General features: G+C 74.8%; 20 protein-coding genes. 8 read left to right on the forward strand and 12 right to left on the reverse strand.

Annotated features, from left to right (window positions below):
* Window positions 1-290: 290 nt before the first annotated feature.
* From ABZU69_RS29045 to ABZU69_RS29055, 3 genes are read right to left on the reverse strand one after another with little or no spacing between them, the layout of a single operon-like run.
* Window positions 291-2,522 (reverse strand): xanthine dehydrogenase family protein molybdopterin-binding subunit, encoded by a 2,232-nt coding sequence (locus ABZU69_RS29045; protein ID WP_354967490.1) that lies wholly within the window; start codon window positions 2,520-2,522, stop codon window positions 291-293.
* Window positions 2,519-3,514: a xanthine dehydrogenase family protein subunit M gene (locus tag ABZU69_RS29050; RefSeq protein WP_354967491.1), complete on the reverse strand. Its 996-nt coding sequence runs from the start codon at window positions 3,512-3,514 to the stop codon at window positions 2,519-2,521. Before ABZU69_RS29050 ends, ABZU69_RS29045 begins: the two co-directional genes overlap by 4 nt.
* Window positions 3,501-4,001 (reverse strand): (2Fe-2S)-binding protein, encoded by a 501-nt coding sequence (locus tag ABZU69_RS29055; RefSeq protein WP_354967578.1) that lies wholly within the window; start codon window positions 3,999-4,001, stop codon window positions 3,501-3,503. Before ABZU69_RS29055 ends, ABZU69_RS29050 begins: the two co-directional genes overlap by 14 nt.
* A 189-nt stretch (window positions 4,002-4,190) precedes the next feature.
* Between ABZU69_RS29055 and ABZU69_RS29060 the strand changes: the two genes are divergently transcribed.
* Both ABZU69_RS29060 and ABZU69_RS29065 read left to right on the forward strand, forming a co-directional pair.
* On the forward strand, window positions 4,191-5,342 hold the full coding sequence (locus tag ABZU69_RS29060) for an XdhC/CoxI family protein (protein ID WP_354967492.1): 1,152 nt from the start codon (window positions 4,191-4,193) through the stop codon (window positions 5,340-5,342).
* 135 nt (window positions 5,343-5,477) lie between these two features.
* Window positions 5,478-6,413, forward strand: a complete 936-nt coding sequence (locus ABZU69_RS29065) for a carbohydrate kinase (RefSeq protein ID WP_354967493.1) — start codon at window positions 5,478-5,480, stop codon at window positions 6,411-6,413.
* Here the strand turns inward: ABZU69_RS29065 and ABZU69_RS29070 are convergent.
* A complete protein-coding gene (locus tag ABZU69_RS29070) occupies window positions 6,410-7,240 on the reverse strand; it encodes an MBL fold metallo-hydrolase (protein ID WP_354967494.1) in 831 nt (276 codons plus the stop codon). The genes ABZU69_RS29065 and ABZU69_RS29070 overlap by 4 nt on opposite strands.
* Window positions 7,237-7,641 carry a hotdog domain-containing protein gene (locus ABZU69_RS29075; RefSeq protein WP_354967495.1) on the reverse strand — a complete coding sequence of 135 codons (405 nt, stop codon included), beginning with the start codon at window positions 7,639-7,641 and terminating at the stop codon, window positions 7,237-7,239. The genes ABZU69_RS29070 and ABZU69_RS29075 overlap by 4 nt, the downstream gene beginning before the upstream one ends.
* A 138-nt stretch (window positions 7,642-7,779) precedes the next feature.
* On the opposite strand from ABZU69_RS29075, the gene ABZU69_RS29080 reads away from it, so the two are divergent.
* A complete protein-coding gene (locus tag ABZU69_RS29080) occupies window positions 7,780-8,880 on the forward strand; it encodes a phosphatase PAP2 family protein (RefSeq protein WP_354967496.1) in 1,101 nt (366 codons plus the stop codon).
* A gap of 36 nt (window positions 8,881-8,916) precedes the next feature.
* Here ABZU69_RS29080 and ABZU69_RS29085 read toward each other — a convergent pair whose 3' ends face one another.
* The 3 genes from ABZU69_RS29085 to ABZU69_RS29095 all read right to left on the reverse strand — a co-directional run bounded on the left by ABZU69_RS29085 (window position 8,917) and on the right by ABZU69_RS29095 (window position 11,561).
* Window positions 8,917-10,257 carry a PH domain-containing protein gene (locus tag ABZU69_RS29085; protein ID WP_354967579.1) on the reverse strand — a complete coding sequence of 447 codons (1,341 nt, stop codon included), beginning with the start codon at window positions 10,255-10,257 and terminating at the stop codon, window positions 8,917-8,919.
* A 184-nt stretch (window positions 10,258-10,441) separates the two neighbouring features.
* Entirely contained in the window at window positions 10,442-10,954 is a 513-nt protein-coding gene (locus tag ABZU69_RS29090) for a PH domain-containing protein (RefSeq protein ID WP_354967580.1), read from the reverse strand.
* A gap of 376 nt (window positions 10,955-11,330) precedes the next feature.
* On the reverse strand, window positions 11,331-11,561 hold the full coding sequence (locus ABZU69_RS29095) for a hypothetical protein (RefSeq protein WP_354967497.1): 231 nt from the start codon (window positions 11,559-11,561) through the stop codon (window positions 11,331-11,333).
* A 241-nt stretch (window positions 11,562-11,802) separates the two neighbouring features.
* Between ABZU69_RS29095 and ABZU69_RS29100 the strand changes: the two genes are divergently transcribed.
* Genes ABZU69_RS29100 through ABZU69_RS29110 form a run of 3 tightly spaced genes read left to right on the forward strand, consistent with a single transcriptional unit; the run spans window position 11,803 to window position 14,836 of the window.
* Complete coding sequence (locus ABZU69_RS29100; protein WP_354967498.1) at window positions 11,803-12,909, forward strand: MoxR family ATPase; 1,107 nt, start codon at window positions 11,803-11,805, stop codon at window positions 12,907-12,909.
* Entirely contained in the window at window positions 12,888-13,889 is a 1,002-nt protein-coding gene (locus ABZU69_RS29105; protein WP_354967581.1) for a DUF58 domain-containing protein, read from the forward strand. The genes ABZU69_RS29100 and ABZU69_RS29105 overlap by 22 nt, the downstream gene beginning before the upstream one ends.
* Window positions 13,886-14,836, forward strand: a complete 951-nt coding sequence (locus tag ABZU69_RS29110) for a VWA domain-containing protein (RefSeq protein WP_354967499.1) — start codon at window positions 13,886-13,888, stop codon at window positions 14,834-14,836. Before ABZU69_RS29105 ends, ABZU69_RS29110 begins: the two co-directional genes overlap by 4 nt.
* Window positions 14,837-15,249: 413 nt before the next feature.
* On the opposite strand, the gene ABZU69_RS29115 is transcribed toward ABZU69_RS29110, so the two are convergent.
* The 4 genes from ABZU69_RS29115 to ABZU69_RS29130 form a co-directional block, all read right to left on the reverse strand.
* Window positions 15,250-16,434, reverse strand: coding sequence for an acyltransferase family protein (locus ABZU69_RS29115; protein ID WP_354967500.1), 1,185 nt, complete (start codon window positions 16,432-16,434; stop codon window positions 15,250-15,252).
* Entirely contained in the window at window positions 16,431-17,336 is a 906-nt protein-coding gene (locus tag ABZU69_RS29120; protein WP_354967501.1) for an alpha/beta hydrolase, read from the reverse strand. Before ABZU69_RS29120 ends, ABZU69_RS29115 begins: the two co-directional genes overlap by 4 nt.
* 99 nt (window positions 17,337-17,435) lie before the next feature.
* On the reverse strand, window positions 17,436-18,098 hold the full coding sequence (locus tag ABZU69_RS29125; RefSeq protein WP_354967502.1) for a response regulator transcription factor: 663 nt from the start codon (window positions 18,096-18,098) through the stop codon (window positions 17,436-17,438).
* A complete protein-coding gene (locus ABZU69_RS29130; protein WP_354967503.1) occupies window positions 18,095-19,333 on the reverse strand; it encodes a histidine kinase in 1,239 nt (412 codons plus the stop codon). The genes ABZU69_RS29125 and ABZU69_RS29130 overlap by 4 nt, the downstream gene beginning before the upstream one ends.
* A gap of 155 nt (window positions 19,334-19,488) precedes the next feature.
* Between ABZU69_RS29130 and fabG the strand changes: the two genes are divergently transcribed.
* Together fabG and fabI are read left to right on the forward strand one after the other, a co-directional pair.
* On the forward strand, window positions 19,489-20,193 hold the full coding sequence (fabG, locus tag ABZU69_RS29135; RefSeq protein ID WP_354967504.1) for a 3-oxoacyl-ACP reductase FabG: 705 nt from the start codon (window positions 19,489-19,491) through the stop codon (window positions 20,191-20,193).
* Between the two features lie 35 nt (window positions 20,194-20,228).
* Window positions 20,229-20,996 carry an enoyl-ACP reductase FabI gene (gene fabI / locus ABZU69_RS29140; protein ID WP_354967505.1) on the forward strand — a complete coding sequence of 256 codons (768 nt, stop codon included), beginning with the start codon at window positions 20,229-20,231 and terminating at the stop codon, window positions 20,994-20,996.
* Window positions 20,997-21,103 lie beyond the last annotated feature (107 nt).

A 21,103-nucleotide genomic window follows, 5' to 3' on the forward strand; every position in this document is an offset into this window, starting at 1 on the left:
TCTCCTGACTCGCGAGGCGCGCCGCCCGAGCCGCCCCGCCGCAATCGGGTGGGGATGTGGCCTGATCGCCCCGCTGCAAGGAGCGGAAGCGACGATCACGGTGCGTGCCCCGGCAGGGGATCGGCCGGTGGACACGCGCCGTCAACGGTCCCTGTCGTGGACCGGCGCCCTCGCGTCGAACGAACCCGGCAACCGGCGGCGCGGCAGCCCTCGCACCGCCCGGTACGCGTCATCCCACCATGCCGCCCGGCCGCGACGCAATAGTCAGTTCTCGATGTGTCAGGCCGTCTTCAGAGCAGCTTCTCCAGGGTGATCGGCAGCTCGTACTGCCGACGGCCGGTTGCGTGGTGCACGGCGTTGGCGATCGCGGCGGCCGCACCCACCACGCCGATCTCCCCGACGCCCTTCATCCCGAGCGGGTTCACGACCTCGTCGTGCACCTCGATGGTGTCCACCATTACGTCCGGCGCGTCCGCGTTGACCGCCACCAGGTAGTCGCCGAGGCTGGCGTTGGCCCAACGACCCGACCGGGGATCCATCCGGGTGGCCTCCAGCAGCGCCTGGCCGAGCCCCCACAGCATGCCGCCCATCAACTGGCTGTGCGCGGTCTTGCGGTTGAGCACCCGGCCCGGCGCGAACACCCCGACCATCCGACGTACCCGGACCACGCCGAGGTCGGCGTCGACCGCCACCTCGGCCATCTGCGCGCCGAAGGTGTGCACCCCGTACCCGGCGTCCTGCGGTGGCGGCGTCCAGGTGCCGAGCACCTCCACGTCCGGAGTCAGGGTGCGCTGCATCAGATCGGCGTACGTCTCGCCGACGTCGGGCCGGTCGCGCCGCGCCATCCGGCCGTCCCGCACGACCACCCCGGCGGGGTCCGCGCCGTGCAGGGGCGAGTGGTCGTCGGCGACCGCGCGCCCGATCAGCTCGTCGCGAAGCTGGGTCACCGCCAGGTGTACGGCGGAACCGACCGCGCTGGTGCCCGTGGAGCCCACGGCGGCGGTGACGTTCGGCAGGTCACTGCTGCCGCCGACGAACCGCACCCGCTCCACCGGCAGGCCGAGCGCGTCCGCCGCGACCTGGGTCATCGCGGTGTAGACGCCGGTGCCGAACTCCGACACGCCGGCCTCGACGACCGCGGTGCCGTCGTTGTAGAGCCGGGCCTGGGCTCGCTGCGGGTTCACCGGTTGGGTCACCGGGTAGAGCGCGCTAGCCATGCCACTGCCGATCAGCCACTGGCCCTCGCGCCGGGGCCGGGAGTCGCGGTCGGACCAGCCGAACAGCTCGGACGCCCGCTGGTAGCACTCCTTCAGCCCGCTGCTGGACCAGGGGTGCCCGCTCTCCGGATCGGTGTCGGAGCAGTTGCGCAGCCGCAGCTCCAGCGGGTCGATCCCGACCCGCTCGGCCAGCTCGTCCATCGCGCATTCGAGGGCGAACATGCCGGTCGCCTCACCGGGGGCGCGCATGAAGGTCGGGGTGATCGTGTTGCCCCGGATCAGGTGGTAGACCCCCTCGTAGTGGGGGCTCGTGTACGCCACGGCCGGGCTCTGCAACGACGGCTCGGCCCAGTCGTCGAACTGGGAGGTGAGGGAGAGTTTGTGGTGGCGCAGCGCGGTGATCCGACCGTCCGCGTGGGCGCCGAGGGTGATCCGCTGTTCCTGCTCCTCGCGGTGCCCGCAGGAGGTGAACATCTGCTCCCGGGTCAGCGCCAGCCGCACCGGCCGGCCAACCTGCCGGGCGGCGAGCGCGGCCAGCGCCGGGTGGTGCCAGATCATCGCCTTGGAGCCGAAGCTGCCGCCGACGGCGTGGCTCACCACCCGGATCGAGATCGGCGGCAGGCCGAGCAGCGCCGCGACGGTGAACTGGGTGGCGTTCGGCCCCTGGGTCGAGTCGTAGACGGTCAACCGGTCGATGTCCTCCCACACCGCGGTGCTGGCGGACGCCTCGATCGGGTTGTGGTGGTTGGGCGCGAACCGGTACGTCGCGTCCACGCACACCTCCGCCTCGGCCAGCGCCTTCGCCACGTCACCACGGGACCCGTGCCCGGGCAGCAGCCCGCCGAAGATCCGCTCGGGCACGTACGCCTGGTCCCGGGCCTGGTCGATCAGGGTGATGGCGGGCGTGGAGGCGTACTCGACGCGGATCAGGGTGCCCGCGTGCTCGGCGCGTTCGATGGTGTCGGCGACCACGAGGGCGATGGGCTGACCGGCGTAGTGGATCGTCTCGTCCTGCATCGGGAAGAAGGTCTGGCCCGGTGCGGCCAGCCCGGCCAGCGACGGGAGCAGCTTCGGCACGGTGGCGACCCGGTCCAGATTGCGATGGGTGAACACGGCCAGCACCCCGTCGGCCCGCTCGGCCTCGACGGTGTCGATCGCGGTGATCCGGCCGCTGGCCACCGTGGCGCCGACCAGCACGCCGTGGACCAGGCCGGTCACCGGGACCTCTGCGGAGTAGCGCGCCTCGCCGCGTACCTTGGCGCGCCCGTCCACCCGGTTGAGCGTCGCGCCGATCGCCGGGCTCATGCCGTTACCTCCCGCTGCGTCAGCTGCTCCAGGGCCCGGACGATCGTCCGCCGGGTCAGCTCGATCTTGAAGGCGTTCATCCCGTGCGACACCGCCGGCGCCAGCTCGGCCGCCGCCGCCCGGCGGAACGACTCGGTGGTCGCCGGAGCGCCGACGAGCACCTGCTCGGCCGCCCGGGCCCGCCACGGTTTGGTGGCCACCCCGCCCAGGGCCAGCCGTACCTCCGTGATCTGGCCGCCGCCCACCGAGATGGCCGCCGCGACCGAGGCGAGCGCGAACTCGTACGACTCGCGATCACGGATCTTGATGTACCGGGACGTGGCCGCGACCGGTGCCGGCGGCAGGTCGATCCCGGTCACCAGCTCGCCGTGGGCCAGCGGGTGTTCCCGCTCCGGGGTCTCGCCGGGAAGCAGGAAGAAGTCGTCGATCGGGATGCTCCGCGGGCCGCCCGGTCCCTCGGTCTGCACCACGGCGTCGAGCGCGACCAGCGCGACGGCCAGGTCGGACGGATGGGTGGCGATGCAGCGCTCGCTGGTGCCGAGCACGGCGTGCCCCCGGTTGATCCCCTCGATCGCGCTGCACCCGCTGCCGGGGACGCGCTTGTTGCAGGCCGCCGCGGTGTCGCGGAAGTAGCCGCACCGCACCCGCTGCAACAGGTTGCCGCCGAGGGTGGCCATGTTACGCAGCTGCGGGGAGGCGCCGAGCAGCAGCGCCTCGGCGACCATCGGGTAACGGCGCACCAGCTCCGGTTCCTCGGCCACGTCGCTCATCCGGGCCAGTCCGCCGAGCCGAAGCCCGCCGCCGGGCAGCTCCTCGACGCGGTTCAGCGGCAGGTCGTTGATGTCGACGAGGCGGCGCGGCTGCTCGACGTAGATGCGCAGCAGGTCGATCTGGGTGGTGCCACCGGCCAGGAAGGTGCTCTCCGGGTCGGCGCTCACCGCGCCGATCGCGCTGCCGACGTCGGTGGCGCGCGAGTAGCTAACGGGCCGCATCGGCGGTGCCTCCCTGGTCGCGGACCCGGCGGACGGCCGCCCGGATGTGCGGGTACGCGGCACAGCGGCAGATGTTGCCGCTCATCCACTCCCGGATCTCCATGTCGTCGCCGGCGTGCCCCTCGGCCAGCAGCGCCACCGCGGACATGATCTGCCCGGATGTGCAGTAGCCGCACTGGAAGGCGTCGCAGTCCAGGAACGCCTGCTGCACCGGGTGCAGGGTGTCCCCGTCGGACAGTCCCTCGATCGTGGTCACCTCGCGGTTCTCGCAGGTGATCGCCAGGGTGAGGCAGGACAGCACGCGGCGTCCGTCCACCCACACCGTGCAGGCGCCGCAGGCCCCCTGGTTGCAGCCCTTCTTGGTCCCCGTCAGTTCGAGCCGGTCGCGCAGGGCGTCGAGCAGGCTGACCCGTGGCTCGACGGTCGTCGTCCGGGATTCCCCGTTCACCGTGAGGTGGACCTCGACGGCGCCGGGACCGCGGACCACGGCGTGGTCGGGGCTCGGCGCGGTACGCAGCGCCTGGTAGGACTTCACCAACTCGCACCCCCTCCAATTGAAATCGACCATATCCTGCTCATGAGACTGATTCGCCGCTTTCCTGGCGATGCCACCAGGTCGACGGGCTTGGCCGGCACGGCCGGCTGACGCGGCGGCGAGACGGAGAGGCGGCGGAACGTGCCCGACGTGTTCGAGGAGCTGCACCGCCGCTGCCGCGCCGGCGAGGCGGTCGCCCTGGCCACCGTCGTGGCCACCTGGCGGTCCGCGCCGCAGCCGCCCGGCGCCAGCATGCTGGTCGCGGCCGACGGCACGGTCACCGGCAGCGTCTCCGGCGGCTGCGTCGAGGCCGACCTCTACGAACGGGCCCGCCACGTGCTCGACACCGGCGCCCCCGAGCTGACCCGCTACGGAGTCAGCGACGACGCCGCGTACGCCGCGGGCCTGACCTGCGGCGGGGAGCTCGACGTGTTCGTGGAGCGGATCGACGGCGGCGGCCTCGTGGAGCTGGACGCGGTCGACGCGGCACGCCGGGCCGGCCAACCGGTGGCGGTGGTCACCTGCGTGGCGGCCGACGCCGGCGATCCGCCGGGAGCGGTGCCGGCCGACCCGGCGGGGCGACTGGGCCGCCGGCTGGTGCTGACCGGGCAGCGGGTGACCGGCTCGCTCGGCGACGACCGGCTGGACGCCGCCGCCACCGCCGACGCCCTCGGGCTGCTCGCCGCCGGGCACAGCGGGATGCTCCGGTACGGCTACCACGGGCAGCGCCGAGGCGACGGCCTGAGCCTCTTCGTGACCGCGTACGCCACCGCGCCCCGGATGATCGTCTTCGGGGCCATCGACTTCGCCGGCGCGGTGGCCAGGATCGGCGCGTTCCTCGGCTACCGGGTGACCGTCTGCGACGCCCGTCCGGTCTTCGCCACCGCTCGGCGCTTCCCCGAGGCGGACGAGGTGGTGGTGCAGTGGCCGCACCGCTACCTGGGGGCGGAGCTGGACGCCGGCCGGGTCGACGGGCGGACGGTGGTCTGCGTGCTGACCCACGACCCGAAGTTCGACGTGCCGCTGCTGGCGCTGGCGCTGCGCCACCCGCTGGCGTACGTCGGCGCGATGGGGTCGCGGCGCACCCACGACGAGCGGCACAAGCTGCTGCGCGAGGCAGGGCTCAGCGCGGAGCAGCTCGCTCGCCTGGCCTCGCCGATCGGGCTGGACCTCGGTGGGCGTACCCCGGAGGAGACCGCGGTGAGCGTGGCCGCGCAGATCGTCGCGGCCCGCTGGGGCGGGACCGGCCGCCCGCTGACGGCACTCGCCGGGCCGATCCACCAGGCGGGATAGCACCCCGGACGCCTCGTCAGTGGCCCGATCGGACCTGCGCCTTCGGCGCCCACCGGGTCGTGCGCTGTGCCAGCCTGGTGCCACGCGGACCGCCGAGGCGGGCGGTCGGTGGCTGGCGAGGACGAAGGGACCGGCATGGGATACGCGGTGGTGCTCGGCGAGGCGCTCGTCGATCTGCTCGACACCGAGCGGGACGGCGAGCGGGTCTACCGGCAGGCGATCGGCGGCGCGCCGCTCAACGTCGCCGTCGGGGTGGCCCGGCTCGGCGGCGCGGCGCAGTTCGTCGGCTCACTCGGCGACGACGTGCTGGCCGGCCGGATTCGCGCCTTCCTGACCGCGGCCGATGTCGGGCTGGCCGGCGCGGTCACCGTGCCGGCGCCGACCACCCTCGCGGTGGTGACCTTCGCCGGCCCGGAACCCGACTTCCGCTTCTACGGGGAGCCGCCCTCCTACAGCCTGCTCGCCCCCGAGGATCTCGACCGGGCGCTGCTGGAGGGGGCCGACGTGCTCTACTGCGGCTCCGTCGTCCTGCTCCAACCCAGCACGCTGGCGGCCGCCCGGCGTGCCTGGGGGCTCGCCACCGGCCTACGGGTCTTCGACCCGAACGTGCGCCCCCGGCTCCTTCCCGGGCCGGGCGCGCTGGCCGGGCTGCGGGAGGTGGTGGCCGAGTTCGCCGCCGGCGCACACCTGGTCAAGCTGAGCACCGCCGACGCCGAGCTGCTCTACCCGGGCGAGCCGGTCGAGGGGGTGGCCGCATACCTGCGCGAGCTGGGCGCCGCGACGGTCGTGGTGACGCTCGGCGCGGCCGGCGCGGTGCTGGCCGCCGCCGACGCCGACCCGGTCCGGGTGCCGGCCCCCCGGGTCGACGCGGTCGACGCCACCGGCGCCGGCGACTCGGTGATGGCCGCGTTGATCGCCGATCTGCTCCTCGACGGCGAGCCGGCCGACCCGGCGGGCTGGGTCGAGCGGGTGGGGTTCGCCCTGCGGGTGGCCGGCCTGGTCTGCGAGTCACCCGGCGGCGCCACCGCCATGCCCACCCGTGCCGACGTCCAACGCCGCTTCGGGATCTAAGCGTTCCCGTCGAGTTCGATGTAGCCGCGGCGGGCGGCGGTGAGGGCGGCGCGGGCGCCGAAGGGCGCCTCGGCGGCGACCCGTTCCGGCGGCGCGCCGCCGGTGTGCCCGGCCCGGATCAGCCACGCCAGCTTCGCCAGCTCGGCGTGCTGGGCGCGGACGAACTCCACGTCCACCGGGTCGCCGTGGCCCGGCACCACCACCGTGCCCACGCCGGTCAGCCGGAGCAGGTCGGCGACCGCGTCCGGCCACCGCAGGGGGTACGAGTCCTCGAAGGCGGGCGGGCCGCTCTGCTCCACCAGGTCCCCGGCGACCAGCACGTCCGCGTCGGGTACGTGCACCACCAGGTCGGCGTCGGTGTGCCCCCGCCCGGGGTGACGCAGCAGCACCCGCCGGCCGCCCAGGTCGAGTGCCGTCTCGGTGTGCACGGTGTGCGTCGGGGCGAGCAGCGGTGTGTCGGCCAGCTCGGCGGCCAGCGCCGGATGTTCCTCGCGCACCTCGTCGTACGCCTCCCGGCGCAGCCGCTCCGGCTGCTCGCGCAGGGCCGCGGCGGCCAGCGCGTGCGCGTACACCGGGCGGGGCGGGTCGCCGGCGAGGACGGCGTTGCCGAAGCAGTGGTCGTAGTGGTGGTGGGTGTTGACCAGCGTCAGCGGACGGTCGGTGACCGCCCGGACGGCGGCGGCCAGCTCGGTGGCCTGGGCCGCCGAGGAGAGGGTGTCCACCAGCAGCGCCTCGTCGTCGCCGACGACCAGGGTGACGTTGACCCGCAGCAGCGGCTCGCGCAGCAGGTGCACCCGGTCGGCGACCTCGACGAACCCGCCGGTCATGACGCCCGCCCGGCACGGTCGACGAAGCGTTGCCGGTCCACCAGGATGCGGTCCACCCGACCCCGGGCCACCGTCTCGCCGCCATCGGTGACGGTGACCTCGAACGACAGCCGGCGACCGTCGACGGCCGCCAGCAGGGCCTGCGCCCGGACCGTCCGGCCGACCACGGTCGGCGCCAGGTGCTCCAGCTCGACCCGGGTCCCCACGGTGGTCGACCCGGACGGCATCGCCGTCGCGGTCGCGGCGACGGTGGCCGCCTCGGCCAGCGCGAGCACCCGGGGGGTGCCGAGCACCGGTACGTCCCCGGAACCGACCGCCTGGGCGGTGTCCGCGTCGGTGACGGTCAACTCGACCTGGGCGGTCAGACCCGGCGCGAAGGCCGGCTCGGGCTGCTCCTGCATGGTCGCCAGCCTAGGTGCTCGCCGAGCCCGCCGAGCACTCGCCCGGCGATCCGGCCGTACCCGCCGCGCCACCGCTGGACCGGCCCGGCGGGTGGTCGCCGTCGGTCGATGCCGCACCCGTCGTTAACCTTGACCGCGATGGCCGTCGTGACTGACCCCCAACCCCCCGCCCGGACCGACCCGCCCGCGTCCCCGGACGGGGGCCGTCGGCGCATCGTCGCCATGACAGTCTGGGCGGTCGCCTTCGTGGCCGCCTGGCTGGGCATCGGGCTGCCCACCGACCCCGCGTACGCCTTCGTCTGGATCTGGGCCGGGACCATCGCCTGGAACAGCGACCGGCCGTGGCGTAGTCACCTGCGCTTCGCCCGGGACTGGGTGCCGGTGGTCCTCCTGCTCGCCGCGTACAACCTCTCCCGGGGGTTCGCCGACAACGGGGCCACCCCGCACGCGATGGAGCTGATCGTCGCCGACCGGTTCATGTTCGGCTGGGCCACCGGCGGTGAGGTGCCCACCATCTGGTTGCAGCAGCACCTCTACCACCCGCAGCTGCACTGGTACGACGTCGCGGCGAGCTGGGTGTACTTCTCCCACTTCGTGGTGGCGCTGGCCGCCGCCGCGGTGCTCTGGCTGCGGGACCGGCAACGCTGGGCGGCGTACATGCGGCGCTGGGGTTTCCTCTGCGCCGCCGGCCTGGCCACCTACTTCATCTACCCGGCCGCGCCGCCGTGGTGGGCCGCGCAGAACGGGCTGCTCACCGAGGTCGCCCGGATCTCCACCCGCGGGTGGAAGGCGTTCGGCATGCACGGCGCCGGCAACGTGCTCAACGCCGGCCAGATCGCCTCGAACCCGGTCGCCGCGATGCCGTCGCTGCACACCGCGTGGGCTCTGTTCGTGGTGCTCTTCTTCCTGCATACCACCCGCCGCCGCTGGTGGCCGCTGCTGCTCGCGTACCCGCTGGCGATGACCTTCACCCTGGTCTACTCGGGTGAGCACTACGTGATCGACGTGCTGGTCGGCTGGACGTACGTCGGGCTGACCTTCCTGGTGGTCGGCCTGGCCGAGCGCGGGTGGGCGGCGCTGCGAGCCCGTCGTCCCGGGCCGGCCGCCGAGCAACCGCCACCGGGGCAGGTCACCGGCCCCGACGGCGCCACCGACCCACCGGGCCGGCCAGCCAGCGGGCAGGCGGCACCGGTCGGGCCGAGCAACGCCGACGAGCCGCCGGTACCCGCCGACCGCTGACGCCGCCAGGTCCGGCCCCGGCCGGGGTGGGACGGGTCAGCCGGAGCGGCGGGCGGCGTGGGCGCGGGCGGTCAGCTCGGCCGCCAGGCCCCACGCCTCCGCCAGATCCCGGTCCTGTGCCGCCGCGCCCGACCCGCCCGCGGTGTCCGCGTGGACGGTGGCCAGCCCGAGCCGGCGCTGCGCCGGCCCCTGCACCACCCGCACGCTCTGGATCCGGGCGTACGGCACGATCGCCACCTGCCGGGTGAGCAGCCCGGACCGGGTGGCGAAGACCCGCTCGAACAGGCCGGCGCCGAGCGCGCCCCGGCCCAGCGGGTGCAGCCAGCGGGCCCGGGGCGGCGGTGGGTTCAGCGTCAGCGCGTCGAGGCGTACGCCCGGCAGCACCTCGGTGACGATCATCGTCGCGGTCGGCAGGTCACCGACCGGCAGCAGGCGGTCCGGCCGGTTGCGGTCGTCGGCCTCCGCGGCGGAGTACCCGGCAACCTCCAGCCGCAGCCGCAGCCAGCCCTTCACCCGCCAGAGCAGCGGCCAGGTGGCCCGTACGGTCTGCACCCGGTCCAGCGGCACGGTCTGCGCCCGGGTTTCCAGCAGGCCGTTGTGCACCCGCAGCGTGCCGTCGTCGCGGGCCAGCCGGAAGTTCCAGTCGTCGAGGACCCGGCGGATCGGTTGCAGCAGCACACCGGCCATCGCGGTCAGCGTGCTCGCCACGGCGACGAACGACCAGGACCCCGCGGTGAGGAACTGCACCACGACGAACGCCAGGCCGAACGGGAGCAGGAACGCCTGCGGGGTGAGCAGTTGGCTGACCAGCAGGTTCTGGTTGCGTACCGCGTGCAGCGGGCGGCCCGGCGCGGCCTGCGGCGCTGTCCCGGGCGCCGTGAGACCCGGCGCGGGCGGCTGCGACGCGCGGCCGGCGAGCGCCAGCAGCCGCTCGCGCAGCCGGGCCGCGTCGGCCACCGTCAGGTACGCCAGCGGCGCCTCGGTCTTGCCCCCGCCGACCACCTCGAGCCGCAGCTCGGCCAGGCCGGTGAACTGGGCGAGCAGCGGCCGGACCACCTCCACGGCCTGCAACCGCTCCAGGGGGATCGCCCGGGTACGCCGCCAGAGCAGCCCCTCGTACACCCGCAGCTCGCGGCCCACCACGTGGTAGCCGGTGTTGTACCAGCTGATCACCGACAGCACGGTCGCGCCGAGCGCCAGTATCACCACCATGGCCGCGAACCAGCCGAAGCCGACCCGGGACAGCGTCGACCAGGACAGCCCGGCGATCACCACGACCAGCGACTTGGCCCCGTGCAACAGCGGGCTGAGCGGGTGTAGTCGCTGACGCGGCTCGCCGTCGCCACCCGCCGTCGGCAGCGGCCAGGGATAGGGCACCCCGGGCGGCACCGCCGCATAGGGCACCGCGCCGCCGGGCGCGTAGGGCGGTACCGCGCCGCCGGGGGGCGGGCCGGTGGGGGGCGCGCCGCCGGGTGGCCGGGGCGGGCCGGTGCCCGGCTCGGCGGGACGGTCGCTCATCGGGTCGGCCTCCGGCGCGGCCGGCGGTCGACCGGTCGCGTGCTCACAGCCCCTCCGCCCGGTCCTCGCCGAGCGCGGTGAGTCGGTCACGCAGCCGGGACGCCTCCGCCGGGCGCAGCCCCGGCACCCGGGCGTCGCTCGCCGCCGCCGCCGTGTGCAACTGCACGGTGGCCAGGTCGAAGGCGCGCTCCAGCGGCCCGGCGCTGACGTCGACGAACTGCATCCTGGAATACGGCACGATGGAGAGCCGCCGGACCAGCAGCCCGTGCCGGACCAGCAGGTCGTCCTCCCGCTCGGCGTAACCCCAGGCCCGGACCGCGCGGACGATCGCCACGGCCCGCCACGCGCCGAACACCAGCACGGCGGTGAGGGCGAGCCCGAACAGGCCCTGACCGCTCAGTGCCCAGCCGACCGCCGTCACCGCCAGCCCGATCGCGAGCACCACGGCCAGCCGGATCAGCTCCACCCAGATCAGGTCGGTGGAGATCGGCTGCCAGTGGACCGTGTCCGGCCAGGGCTCCAGTGGCCCCCGCCCTGTGGACCCGTCCGTCAACAGCGGGCCGGGTGCGCCGGAGGCCGGACCCGCTGCGCCGGCGGCGGGCGACGGGCCGGCGGGCAGCAGGCCGGGCGCCGGCAGGTCGGGTGGGCGGGGGTTGGCGTCGTACCCGCCGGCTGTCGGTAGGGCTGCCGGCGGCAGCGGGGCGGGCGATGACGCGTCGGGCGGGGCGGGATCCGGGCCGAGCGTGCCGGGCGCCGGGAACGCCCCGGGCGGTGGCGGTGGTGGTGCGGTGCGCGGCCAGGACGGGGAGGCGGGGCCGGGGGAGGCCGGTGGGTCGACGCGGTCCTCCGCGCTCACCGATGGGATCCGTTCCGCGCGGCAGCGGCGCGAGGCGTCCCACCGCTGTGCCCAGTTGTTCGCCCGCTGCGCTCGCTCACATGTCGAGGGTAGGCGATCCGGGCACCGGATTGACGGCACGCAGGAAGCCGCGTGCGTCCAGGAAATCGCCGAGGCTGCCCCGGTGCTCGTCGCAGGCCAGCCAGGTCTTGCGCCGTTCGGGGGTGTGCAGACGGGGATTGTTCCACTCCAGCGCCCAGACAGCGGGGGCGCGGCAGCCGCGGGCCGAGCAGATCAGGGCCTCGCCGGCGGGGGAGGGGTTGCTCATCCCGGCCAGTCTAGGGCGGCGGGCGGAGGGCTTGAGCGCCGGGCGGCCACGGGGGGAGCCGCCCGGCGACGGGGTGAATGGTACACGCGGCGGGCCGGTCCGTGTCCACCCCGTGACGGGCGATTCGGCTGCCGGGGACGGCGCGGCGAAAATCGGCTTCTCCCCACCTCGACACTCAGCAAGGCGTGCGAGTCTTGATACCGCATCAGCCGCGACGACCGACCAACGCTGTGGAGGACCGGTGGCCCAGCCGACCATGCCCGACGCCCCGACGCCGAACGGGGCGGCCCCGGCGGACCCCGCGCCGGTGACCACACCCGCGCAGGACGCGACCCTGCTGGAACGGGCGCTGTTTGAGATCAAACGGGTCATCGTCGGGCAGGACCGGATGGTGGAGCGGATGTTCGTCGCGCTGCTCGCCCGCGGTCACTGCCTGCTCGAAGGGGTGCCCGGGGTAGCCAAGACCCTGGCCGTGGAGACCCTCGCCAAGGTTGTCGGCGGGTCCTTCGCCCGGGTGCAGTTCACCCCGGACCTGGTGCCGGCCGACATCATGGGCACCCGGATCTACCGGCAGTCGAGCGAGAAGTTCGACGTCGAGCTGGGGCCGGTCTTCGTCAACTTCCTGCTCGCCGACGAGATCAACCGGGCTCCGGCCAAGGTGCAGTCGGCGCTGCTGGAGGTGATGAGCGAGCGGCAGGTGTCCATCGGCGGGGAGAGCTACCGGGTGCCCGACCCGTTCCTGGTGATGGCCACCCAGAACCCGATCGAGCAGGAGGGCGTCTACCCGCTGCCGGAGGCGCAGCGGGACCGGTTCCTCATGAAGATCGTGGTGGGTTACCCGACCGACGCCGAGGAGCGGGAGATCGTCTACCGGATGGGCGTCGCCGCGCCGGAGCCGAGCGCGGTCTTCGACACGCCCGACCTGATCGCCCTGCAACGCAAGGCGGACCAGGTCTTCGTGCACAACGCCCTGGTCGACTACGCGGTCCGGCTGGTGCTGGCCACCCGCGCGCCGGCCGAGCACGGCATGCCCGACGTCGCCCAGCTGATCCAGTACGGGGCCAGCCCGCGCGCCTCGCTCGGCCTGGTCCGGGCGACCCGCGCGCTGGCGCTGCTGCGCGGGCGGGACTACGCGCTGCCGCAGGACGTGCAGGACATCGCCCCGGACATCCTGCGACACCGGCTGGTGCTCAGCTATGACGCGCTCGCCGACGACGTGCCGGCCGACCACATCGTGCACCGGGTGATGTCCACCATTCCGCTCCCGGCGGTCGCACCTCGGCAGCAGGCCAGCCCGTCGTCGACCACCCCGCCGCCGGGCGCCGGCTGGCCCGGGCAGCGGCCGTGACCTCACCCACCCCTCGACCCGCCCCCGTCCCCGACCGCAGCGAGGCCGTGCTGTCCCGGCTCCAGTTGCTGGTCACCCGAAAGCTCGACGGTCTGCTCCAGGGCGACTACGCGGGCCTGCTGCCCGGGCCGGGCAGCGAGGCGGGCGAGTCGCGGGAGTACCGGGCCGGCGACGACGTACGCCGGATGGACTGGCCGGTCACGGCACGGACGACGACGCCGCACGTGCGGCGTACGGTGGCGGACCGGGAGCTGGAGACCTGGTTGGCGCTGGACCTCTCGGCCAGCCTGGACTTCGGCACCGGGCAGTGGCTCAAGCGGGAGGTCGTGGTGGCCGCCGCCGCCGCGATCACCCACCTGACCGTGCGCGGCGGTAACCGGATCGGCGCGGTGATCGGCACCGGCGGCGGCGCGGCCGCCCCGGCCCGGCGCTGGCGGGGGCGGCCGTCGCCGGCCGGGCCCGGGGTGCTCACCCGCCTGCCGGCCCGCTCCGGTCGCAAGGAGGCGCAGGGCCTGCTGCGCGCCGTCGCCAGCACCGCGATCCAGCCCGGCCGGGGTGACCTGGGCGCGCTGATCGAGATGCTCAACCGGCCGCCCCGACGGCGAGGGGTGGCGGTGGTGGTCTCGGACTTCCTCGCGCCAACCGAGCAGTGGACCCGGCCGATGCGCAAGCTGCGGGTCCGGCATGACGTGCTGGCGATCGAGGTGGTCGACCCGCGGGAGCTGGAGCTGCCCGACGTGGGTGTGCTGCCGGTGGTCGACCCCGAGAGCGGCGAGCTGCACGAGGTGCAGACCGCCGACCCGCGGCTTCGGCAGCGCTACGCCGAGGCTGCCGCCGCCCAGCGGGCCACGATCGCCGCCGCGCTGCGTAGCGCCGGCGCGGCCCACCTGCGACTGCGTACCGACCGAGACTGGCTGCTGGACATGGTGCGTTTCGTGGCCGCGCAGCGGCACGCCCGCACCCGGGGGACGACACGATGATCCGTTTCATGCAACCGTGGTGGCTGCTGGCCGTGCTGCCGGTGCTCGCCCTCGCCGCGTTCTACCTGTGGCGGCAGTTGCACCGCCGGGCGTACGCGATGCGCTTCACCAACGTGGATCTGCTGCGCACCGTGGCGCCGAAGGGGCTGGGCTGGCGCCGGCACGTTTCGGCGACCGCGTTCCTGCTCTGTCTGCTGGTGCTGGCCACCGCGCTGGCCCGTCCCGCGGTGGACACCAAGGAGCCGCTGGAGCGGGCCACCGTGATGCTCGCCATCGACGTGTCGCTGTCCATGCAGGCCGACGACGTGGCGCCGAACCGCCTGGAGGCGGCCCAGGAGGCGGCGAAGCAGTTCGTCGGCGAGTTGCCGAAGAGCTACAACCTGGGGCTGGTGTCGTTCGCCAAGGCGGCCAACGTGCTGGTGCCACCGGGCAAGGACCGGGCGGCGGTGACCAGTGCGATCGACGGGCTGGTGCTGGCCGAGGCGACCGCGACCGGCGAGGCCGTGTTCACCTGCCTGGAGGCGATCCGCTCGGTGCCGGCCGACGGGGCGGCGGGTATTCCACCGGCCCGGATCGTGCTGCTCTCCGACGGGTTCCGCACGTCCGGCCGGTCGGTGGAGGAGGCGGCGGCGGCCGCGCAGGCGGCCAACGTGCCGGTCTCCACCATCGCCTTCGGCACCGACACCGGCCAGGTGGACATCGGCGGCCAGCTCCAGCGGGTGCCGGTCGACCGGCTGGCCCTGGCCGAGCTGGCCGAGACCACCGAGGGCTACTTCTACGAGGCGGCCTCGGTGAGCGAGCTGAAGCAGGTCTACCAGGACATGGGCAGTTCGATCGGGTTCCGCACCGAGCCGCGCGAGGTGACCCAGTGGTACGCCGGGGTGGCGTTGCTGCTGGCGCTCTGCGCGGGTGCGCTCAGCCTGCTCTGGTCGTCCCGGATGCTGTGAGGCCGGCGGTGCCCGGGCTGGTCCCGGGCGCCGCCACCACTGCCCGGGTGACGAGATCGGGCGCGAGCGGTGGGGTCAGTGCCCGCCGCCGGCGAGCACGAAGACGATGGCCACCCAGACGGCGGCGAGGGTGAAGCCCAGCGGGGCGACGTAGCGGCTCATGGACGGCTCCGGGTGGCGGCTGGACGGTCCGCGTGCGGGGGCGGACCGCAGGGGGTGGGGACGCGCACACGAAGTCGTGACCGGGCGGCTCCCGGCGACCGTCCGGATTCGGACGGCGCGGCACGCGCACCTCGGCGTGGGCCGGGTGGCGGGGGAGCGGAGCGGGGTCAGCTCACCAGACTGAGTCGTGGCTCAGCGGGGCTGACCATCGGCCCGGCCACGACTGGGAGGATCGCTATCTCGCACAGCGATCACCTCCTGAAGTCGGGCGGGCCGGAACGTCGATCATCGTACACCCGCGCTGCCGACGGGACGCACTCGGCCGACCGACCGGCCGCCCCTCCACCGCCCGGCCGTCGCCACCCCGTCGGCCGGGCCGGACGGCGGCCCGCCCGTGTCAGCGTGACCAGCACCGCGGCGAACAGCGGCAGCCAGCAGCACCGGGCGAGCACCCAGCCCGGGCCGTCCGGCGCGGTGTGCAGCCCCGGCAGGGCCACCCCACCCCGGGCGACGAGCGCGGTCACCGCGACCAGCACCGGCTGGTGCCACAGGTAGATCCGCACCGCGTTCCGGTTCACCTCGGTCACCGCCCGGCCCGGCAGCGGGCGGGCCAGCAGCCGTTCCAGCGCCGGCCGGGCGAGCAGCCCCACCCCGACCTGGGTGACCGCCAGCGCCACCGCCAGCAGCGACGGCGGGTTCAGGTTCGACACCCCCTCCCCGGGCACCCCGACCGCGCTGACCGGATAGCCCAGCGCCAGCAGCGCGGCCAACGCGGCGGCACCGCCGCCGGCCAGCGCGCCCGCCACCCGCCGACCGGCCAGCCGACCGTCGGCGTGCGCCAGGCCGAGCAGGTACGGCACCGCCCAGGCCGCCACCACGGTGACCGGCGGCAGGTCGGTGCCGGCCGGTAGCAGGCGGCCCGCCAGGTCGGCCGCCGCCACCACGGCCACCGCCGGTGCGACGCAGCGGATCACCCCCCACGTCGCGACGGCGGCACGCAGCGGGCCGGTCGACGCGACGAGGAGCAGCAGCGGTAGCAGGAACCACAGTGGACTGACGGCGAGCCGCAGCGCGACGGCGAGCGTGTCGTCCGGGATGCCGGCGACGGTGGCGGCGAGCAGCACGGCGGCTCCCGCACCCAGCAGCGCCAGCGCGGGCAGCGCCAGCCGGCGCAGCCGACGCGCCAGCCAGCCGCCCGGCCCGTCCCGGTGGCGTGCCAGCGACCGGGCCGAGCCGAACCCGGCGGTGAAGAAGAACAACCCGAGGGTCTGCAACACCCACGTCACCGGGGCCAGGCCAGGCAGCGCGGTCAGCGGGCTGGCCTGGTGCAGCCCGCCGCCGGCGGTCAGCACCAGGCCGGTGACCAGCCAGTGCCCGAGCACCACCCCGCCGATGGCGTACGCCCGCAGCGCGTCTACCGCGCGGTCGCGGCTCACCGGGCGTTCCCGGCCCGGTCGGCGTCGGCGCCGCCCAGCACGACCGCCGCCACCGCGACCAGCGTGGCGCTGCCCGGCACCAGGTAGCCGTCGTGCCCGGCGACCCCACCCACCGGCAACGGCCGGGCGCCGAACGCCGGGTCGCCGGGTCGCCGGCCGTACCCGAGACCGGGCAGCCGCACCGACGGCACCCGCCGGATCCAGTCGGTGGGCGCCTCGGCGGCCCAGAACCGCCGCCCGCCGCGCAGCTCGTCGGCGTGCTGCACCCCGGCGCCGATCCCGCCGAGGCTGACCACGTCACCGACCTGCGGCGGGGCGTCCGCCGCGGCCAGCGACACCACCAGCGCCCCGTAGCTGTGCCCGACCAGGGTGATGGTCGCGGCGGGGCGGCGCCCAGCTAGCTCCCGCAGCATTGCGGCCAGGCCGACCGCGCCCCGCCGGGCGCTCGTGCCCGCGGCAGCGGCCAGCACCCCGTCGGGTGGGTCGTAGCCGAGCCAGGCCAGCACCGCGACCCGCGCCGCCGGGTCGGCCGCCCGCAGCTCCCGGTACAGCTGCCCGGCCTGCGCCGCCGGCGCCCGCCGCGCCACCCCGCCCAGTCCACGGTCGAAGTCGGCCAGCGTGCTGCCGACACCGGGCACCAGCACCGCGATCCGGTCCGCGTCGGCCAGGTCGCCGAGCACCTCGACGGCACGACCGTCGCCGCGCGGGTCGAACGTCAGGAACCGGCGCCCGCCGGCCGCCCAGTCCGCGTACGGCGGGCCGGCCGCGCGCATCGCCGCCGCCGTGACCGGGTACGCCTCGACGAACCCGGCCGCCCCGACGGGCTCGGGTCGGGTCGGCAGAACCAGGTTCACGCCGAGCAGCGCGGCCAGCGCCAGTCGGCCGGCACCTCGTGGTCGCATCATGGTCTCCCTCCGGAATGTCATCCGGAGGGAGAGTGCGTGGGCGGGCAGCGCTCGCGCGTCGTCCCGGGGAGCCGTTCCCGGGCTGGCTCCGCAGAGCTACTCGCCGGCGGCGACCAGACCCGTCTCGTACGCCAGCACCACGGCCTGGGCGCGGTCGCGCAGCCCCAGCTTGGCCAGGATCCGCCCGACGTGCGTCTTGACCGTCTGCTCGGCCACCACCAGGTCGCCGGCGATCTCCGCGTTGTTGCGGCCCCGGGCGATCAACCGCAGCACCTCGGTCTCCCGCGGAGTGAGCCCGGCCAGGTCGGTGGGGCGCGGCCGGTGGCGGTCCGGGCGGGCCGCGAACTCGGCGATCAGCCGGCGGGTGACCGCCGGGGCGAGCAGCGCGTCCCCGGCCGCCACCACCCGCACCGCGTGCACCAGGTCGGCCGCCGGGGCGTCCTTGAGCAGGAAGCCGCTGGCCCCGGCGCGCAGCGCCTCGTACACGTAGTCGTCCAGGTCGAAGGTGGTGAGGATGAGCACCCGGGGGCGATGCGCCGACCGGTCGCCGAGCAGCTTGCGGGTGGCGGCCAGCCCGTCCAGCACGGGCATCCGCACGTCCATCAGCACCACGTCCGGGTCGAGCCGGCGGGCGGCGGCGACGGCCTGCGCGCCGTCGGCGGCGTCACCGACCACCAGCAGGTCCGGCTGGGCGGCGAGGAGCGCGCCGAAGCCCTGCCGGACCATCGCCTGGTCGTCCGCGATCAGCACCTTGATCATCGGTCCCCGCTCTCCGCGTCGTACGGCAGCTCGACCGCCACCTCGTAACCCCCACCGGGCAGCGGCCCGGCGGTGAACGTACCGCCCAGCGAGGTGGCCCGCTCCCGCATGCCGGTCAGCCCGTGCCCGGCGCCGGCCTCGGCGGTCGGCCGGACGTCCACGTCGTCGGGCGGCGCGTTCTGCACGCGTACCGCCAGGGTGGACCGGCCGGCGCGGACGGTGACCCGCACCGCGGCGCCGGCCGCGTGCCGGGCCGCGTTGGCCAGGCCTTCCTGCACGATGCGGTACGCGGCCAGCCCGACCGGCGCGGGCACCCGCCCGTCGTCCGCCGGCTCGGCGTCCAAAGTCACCGGCACCCCGGCCCGGCGTGCCGCGTCCACCATCGCGTCCAGGTCGGCCAGGTCGGGCTGCGGCGCGGTCTGCGGGTCGCTCGACTCGCTGCGCAGCACCCCCAGCAGCCGCCGCATGTCGGTCAGCGCGTCACGGGCCGAGCCGGCGATGGCGGCGAACTCCGCGGCCACCGGCGCCGGCACGTCGGTCAGCCGGTACGGCGCGGTCTCCGACTGCACCGCGATCAGCGACATGTGGTGGGCCACCACGTCGTGCAGCTCCCGGGCGATGCGGGTGCGTTCCTCCAGCACCGCGCGGCGCTCCTGCTCCCGTTCGCTCAGCTCGGTCTGCTCGGCCAGCGCGCGCCGGGACATCCGGTTGCGCCGGATCAGGTCTCCGACGATCGCCAGCGCGCCGAGCAGCGCCAGGACGGCGGCCCGGTTCTCGGCGCGGACCAGGGTGAACACCGGAACCGTGGTGATCGCCACCACCCAGACCAGCACCGGCCGGTCGACCCGCGCGACGACCACCGCGACCACCGCGATCGACCCGAGCGCCAGCGGCGGGGTCCACGGGCCGGGCGCGTCGGCCGGCGCGTTGAACGTGCACACCAGCAGGGCCAGCACGGTCAGCCGCCAGGCCAGCAACGGACGCCGGGGCAGCGCCAGCAGCGGCGCCACGGTCATCGCCGCGAACAGCACCGCGATCGGCGCCGGCAGGCCCCAGTCGTTCTCCAGGGCCAGCGTGATCCAGAAGAGGCCGAGCGCGGCGAGCAGCCCGACCGGGGCGGCGTAACGGGCCAGCCCGGGCCAGCGGGCCAGCAGCGGCCGGCCGGGCGGGGCGTCCGCGCCCAGCAGGGTGTGCCGCAGGGCGCGCAGGGCCCCGACGATCGGTTGCCGGTTCACCACCGGGAGGCTACGGGGCCGACCCTTCGCGGGGCGTGCCACCAGGGGTTGACTCCGGTGTCGTACCCCAGTGTGACGCGACTCCCGTTAGCGCTTACCTACCGGTAACGCCTAGGCTCCGACGCGTCCGTGCTGACCATTCGCAAGGGGGAATCGTGGCCCGTACCGTGCTGGTGACCGGGGGAAACCGGGGAATCGGCCTGGCCATCGCGCAGGCCTTCGCCAAGCAGGGCGACCGGGTGGCGGTGACCCACCGCAGCGGCGACGCCCCCGAGGGGCTGTTCGGGGTGCGAGCCGACGTCACCGACGCCGACTCGATCGACGCGGCGTTCACCGCCGTGGAGGCCGAGCTGGGGCCGGTCGAGGTGCTGGTCTGCAACGCCGGTATCACCGACGACACGCTGCTGCTGCGGATGTCCGAGGAGCAGTTCACCGGCGTGCTGGACACCAACCTCACCGGCGCGTTCCGGTGCGCCAAGCGGGCCTCCGGGAAGATGCTCCGGGCCAGGTGGGGTCGCATGATCTTCGTCTCGTCGGTGGTCGCGCTCTCCGGCGGCGCAGGTCAGGTCAACTACGCCGCCAGCAAGGCCGGCCTGGTCGGCGTGGCCCGCTCGATCACCCGGGAGCTGGGCAGCCGCAACATCACCGCGAACGTGGTGGCGCCCGGCTTCATCGACACGGACATGACCGCCGGCCTGTCCGACGACCGCAAGGCGGAGATCCGCAAGTCCATCCCGGCTGGCCGGATGGCCCACCCGGACGAGGTCGCCGCGGTGGTCACCTGGCTGGCCGGCGACCCCGCCGGGTACGTCTCCGGTGCCGTGATCCCGGTCGACGGTGGCCTCGGCATGGGCCACTGACCAGCGCTTTCTGACTACGTACGGAGGAACCCTGCATGTCCGGACTGCTCGCCGGTAAGCGGCTGCTGGTCACCGGTGTCATCACCGACGCCTCGATCGCCTTCTCGGTGGCGAAGCTCGCCCAGGAGAACGGCGCGCAGGTCGTGCTGACCGGCTTCGGACGGCTCTCCCTGGTCGAGCGGATCGCCAAGCGACTGCCCGAGCCGGCGCCGGTGATCGAGGTGGACGTGACCAACACGGAGCACCTGGCCAGCCTCGCCGACCGCGTCCGCGAGCACGTCGACGGGCTCGACGGCGTCGTGCACTCCATCGGCTTCGCCCCGCAGAGCTGCCTGGGCGGCGGCTTCCTCGACGCCCCCTGGGAGGACGTGGCGACCGCGCTGCACGTCTCCACCTACTCGTACAAGTCGCTCGCCATGGCGGCGCTGCCGCTGATGTCCGCAGGCGGCGCGGTGGTCGGCCTGACCTTCGACGCGACGAAGGCGTGGCCGGTCTACGACTGGATGGGCGTGGCCAAGGCCGGCCTGGAGGCCGCGTCCCGCTACCTGGCGATGCACCTGGGTAAGCAGGGCATCCGCAGCAATCTGGTCGCCGCCGGGCCGCTGCGCACCATCGCCGCCAAGTCGATCCCCGGCTTCGACCAGTTCGAGGACGCCTGGACCGAGCGGGCTCCGCTCGGCTGGAGCCTCACCGACCAGGAGCCCGCGGCCCGGGCCTGCCTGGCGCTGCTGTCCGACTGGTTCCCGGCCACCACCGGCGAGATCGTGCACGTCGACGGCGGCTACCACGCCATCGGCGCCTGAGGTGCAAGGAAGGGTCCCCTGTTAACGCCTGCGGTAGAGCAGGGGACCCTTCTTAACACCGTGGACCACTCCGGAGCAGGGGGCGTCGCCGGGTCGTCCCGGCCGAC

Origin of the sequence: Micromonospora sp. NPDC005206 (assembly GCF_040608175.1) — a bacterium.
Lineage (GTDB): Bacteria > Actinomycetota > Actinomycetes > Mycobacteriales > Micromonosporaceae > Micromonospora.

Excerpts from the sequence above, each read along its gene's own strand:
- ABZU69_RS29050 (WP_354967491.1), bottom strand. The coding sequence starts at position 3,514 with ATGCGGCCCGTTAGCTACTCGCGCGCCACCGACGTCGGCAGCGCGATC.
- ABZU69_RS29075 (WP_354967495.1), bottom strand. The coding sequence starts at position 7,641 with ATGCAGGAGCAGCCCGAGCCGGCCTTCGCGCCGGGTCTGACCGCCCAG.
- ABZU69_RS29070 (WP_354967494.1), bottom strand. The coding sequence starts at position 7,240 with ATGACCGGCGGGTTCGTCGAGGTCGCCGACCGGGTGCACCTGCTGCGC.
- ABZU69_RS29065 (WP_354967493.1), top strand. The coding sequence starts at position 5,478 with ATGGGATACGCGGTGGTGCTCGGCGAGGCGCTCGTCGATCTGCTCGAC.
- fabI (WP_354967505.1), top strand. The coding sequence starts at position 20,229 with ATGTCCGGACTGCTCGCCGGTAAGCGGCTGCTGGTCACCGGTGTCATC.
- ABZU69_RS29125 (WP_354967502.1), bottom strand. The coding sequence starts at position 18,098 with ATGATCAAGGTGCTGATCGCGGACGACCAGGCGATGGTCCGGCAGGGC.
- ABZU69_RS29080 (WP_354967496.1), top strand. The coding sequence starts at position 7,780 with ATGGCCGTCGTGACTGACCCCCAACCCCCCGCCCGGACCGACCCGCCC.
- ABZU69_RS29045 (WP_354967490.1), bottom strand. The coding sequence starts at position 2,522 with ATGAGCCCGGCGATCGGCGCGACGCTCAACCGGGTGGACGGGCGCGCC.
- ABZU69_RS29120 (WP_354967501.1), bottom strand. The coding sequence starts at position 17,336 with ATGCGACCACGAGGTGCCGGCCGACTGGCGCTGGCCGCGCTGCTCGGC.
- ABZU69_RS29110 (WP_354967499.1), top strand. The coding sequence starts at position 13,886 with ATGATCCGTTTCATGCAACCGTGGTGGCTGCTGGCCGTGCTGCCGGTG.
- ABZU69_RS29095 (WP_354967497.1), bottom strand. The coding sequence starts at position 11,561 with ATGAGCAACCCCTCCCCCGCCGGCGAGGCCCTGATCTGCTCGGCCCGC.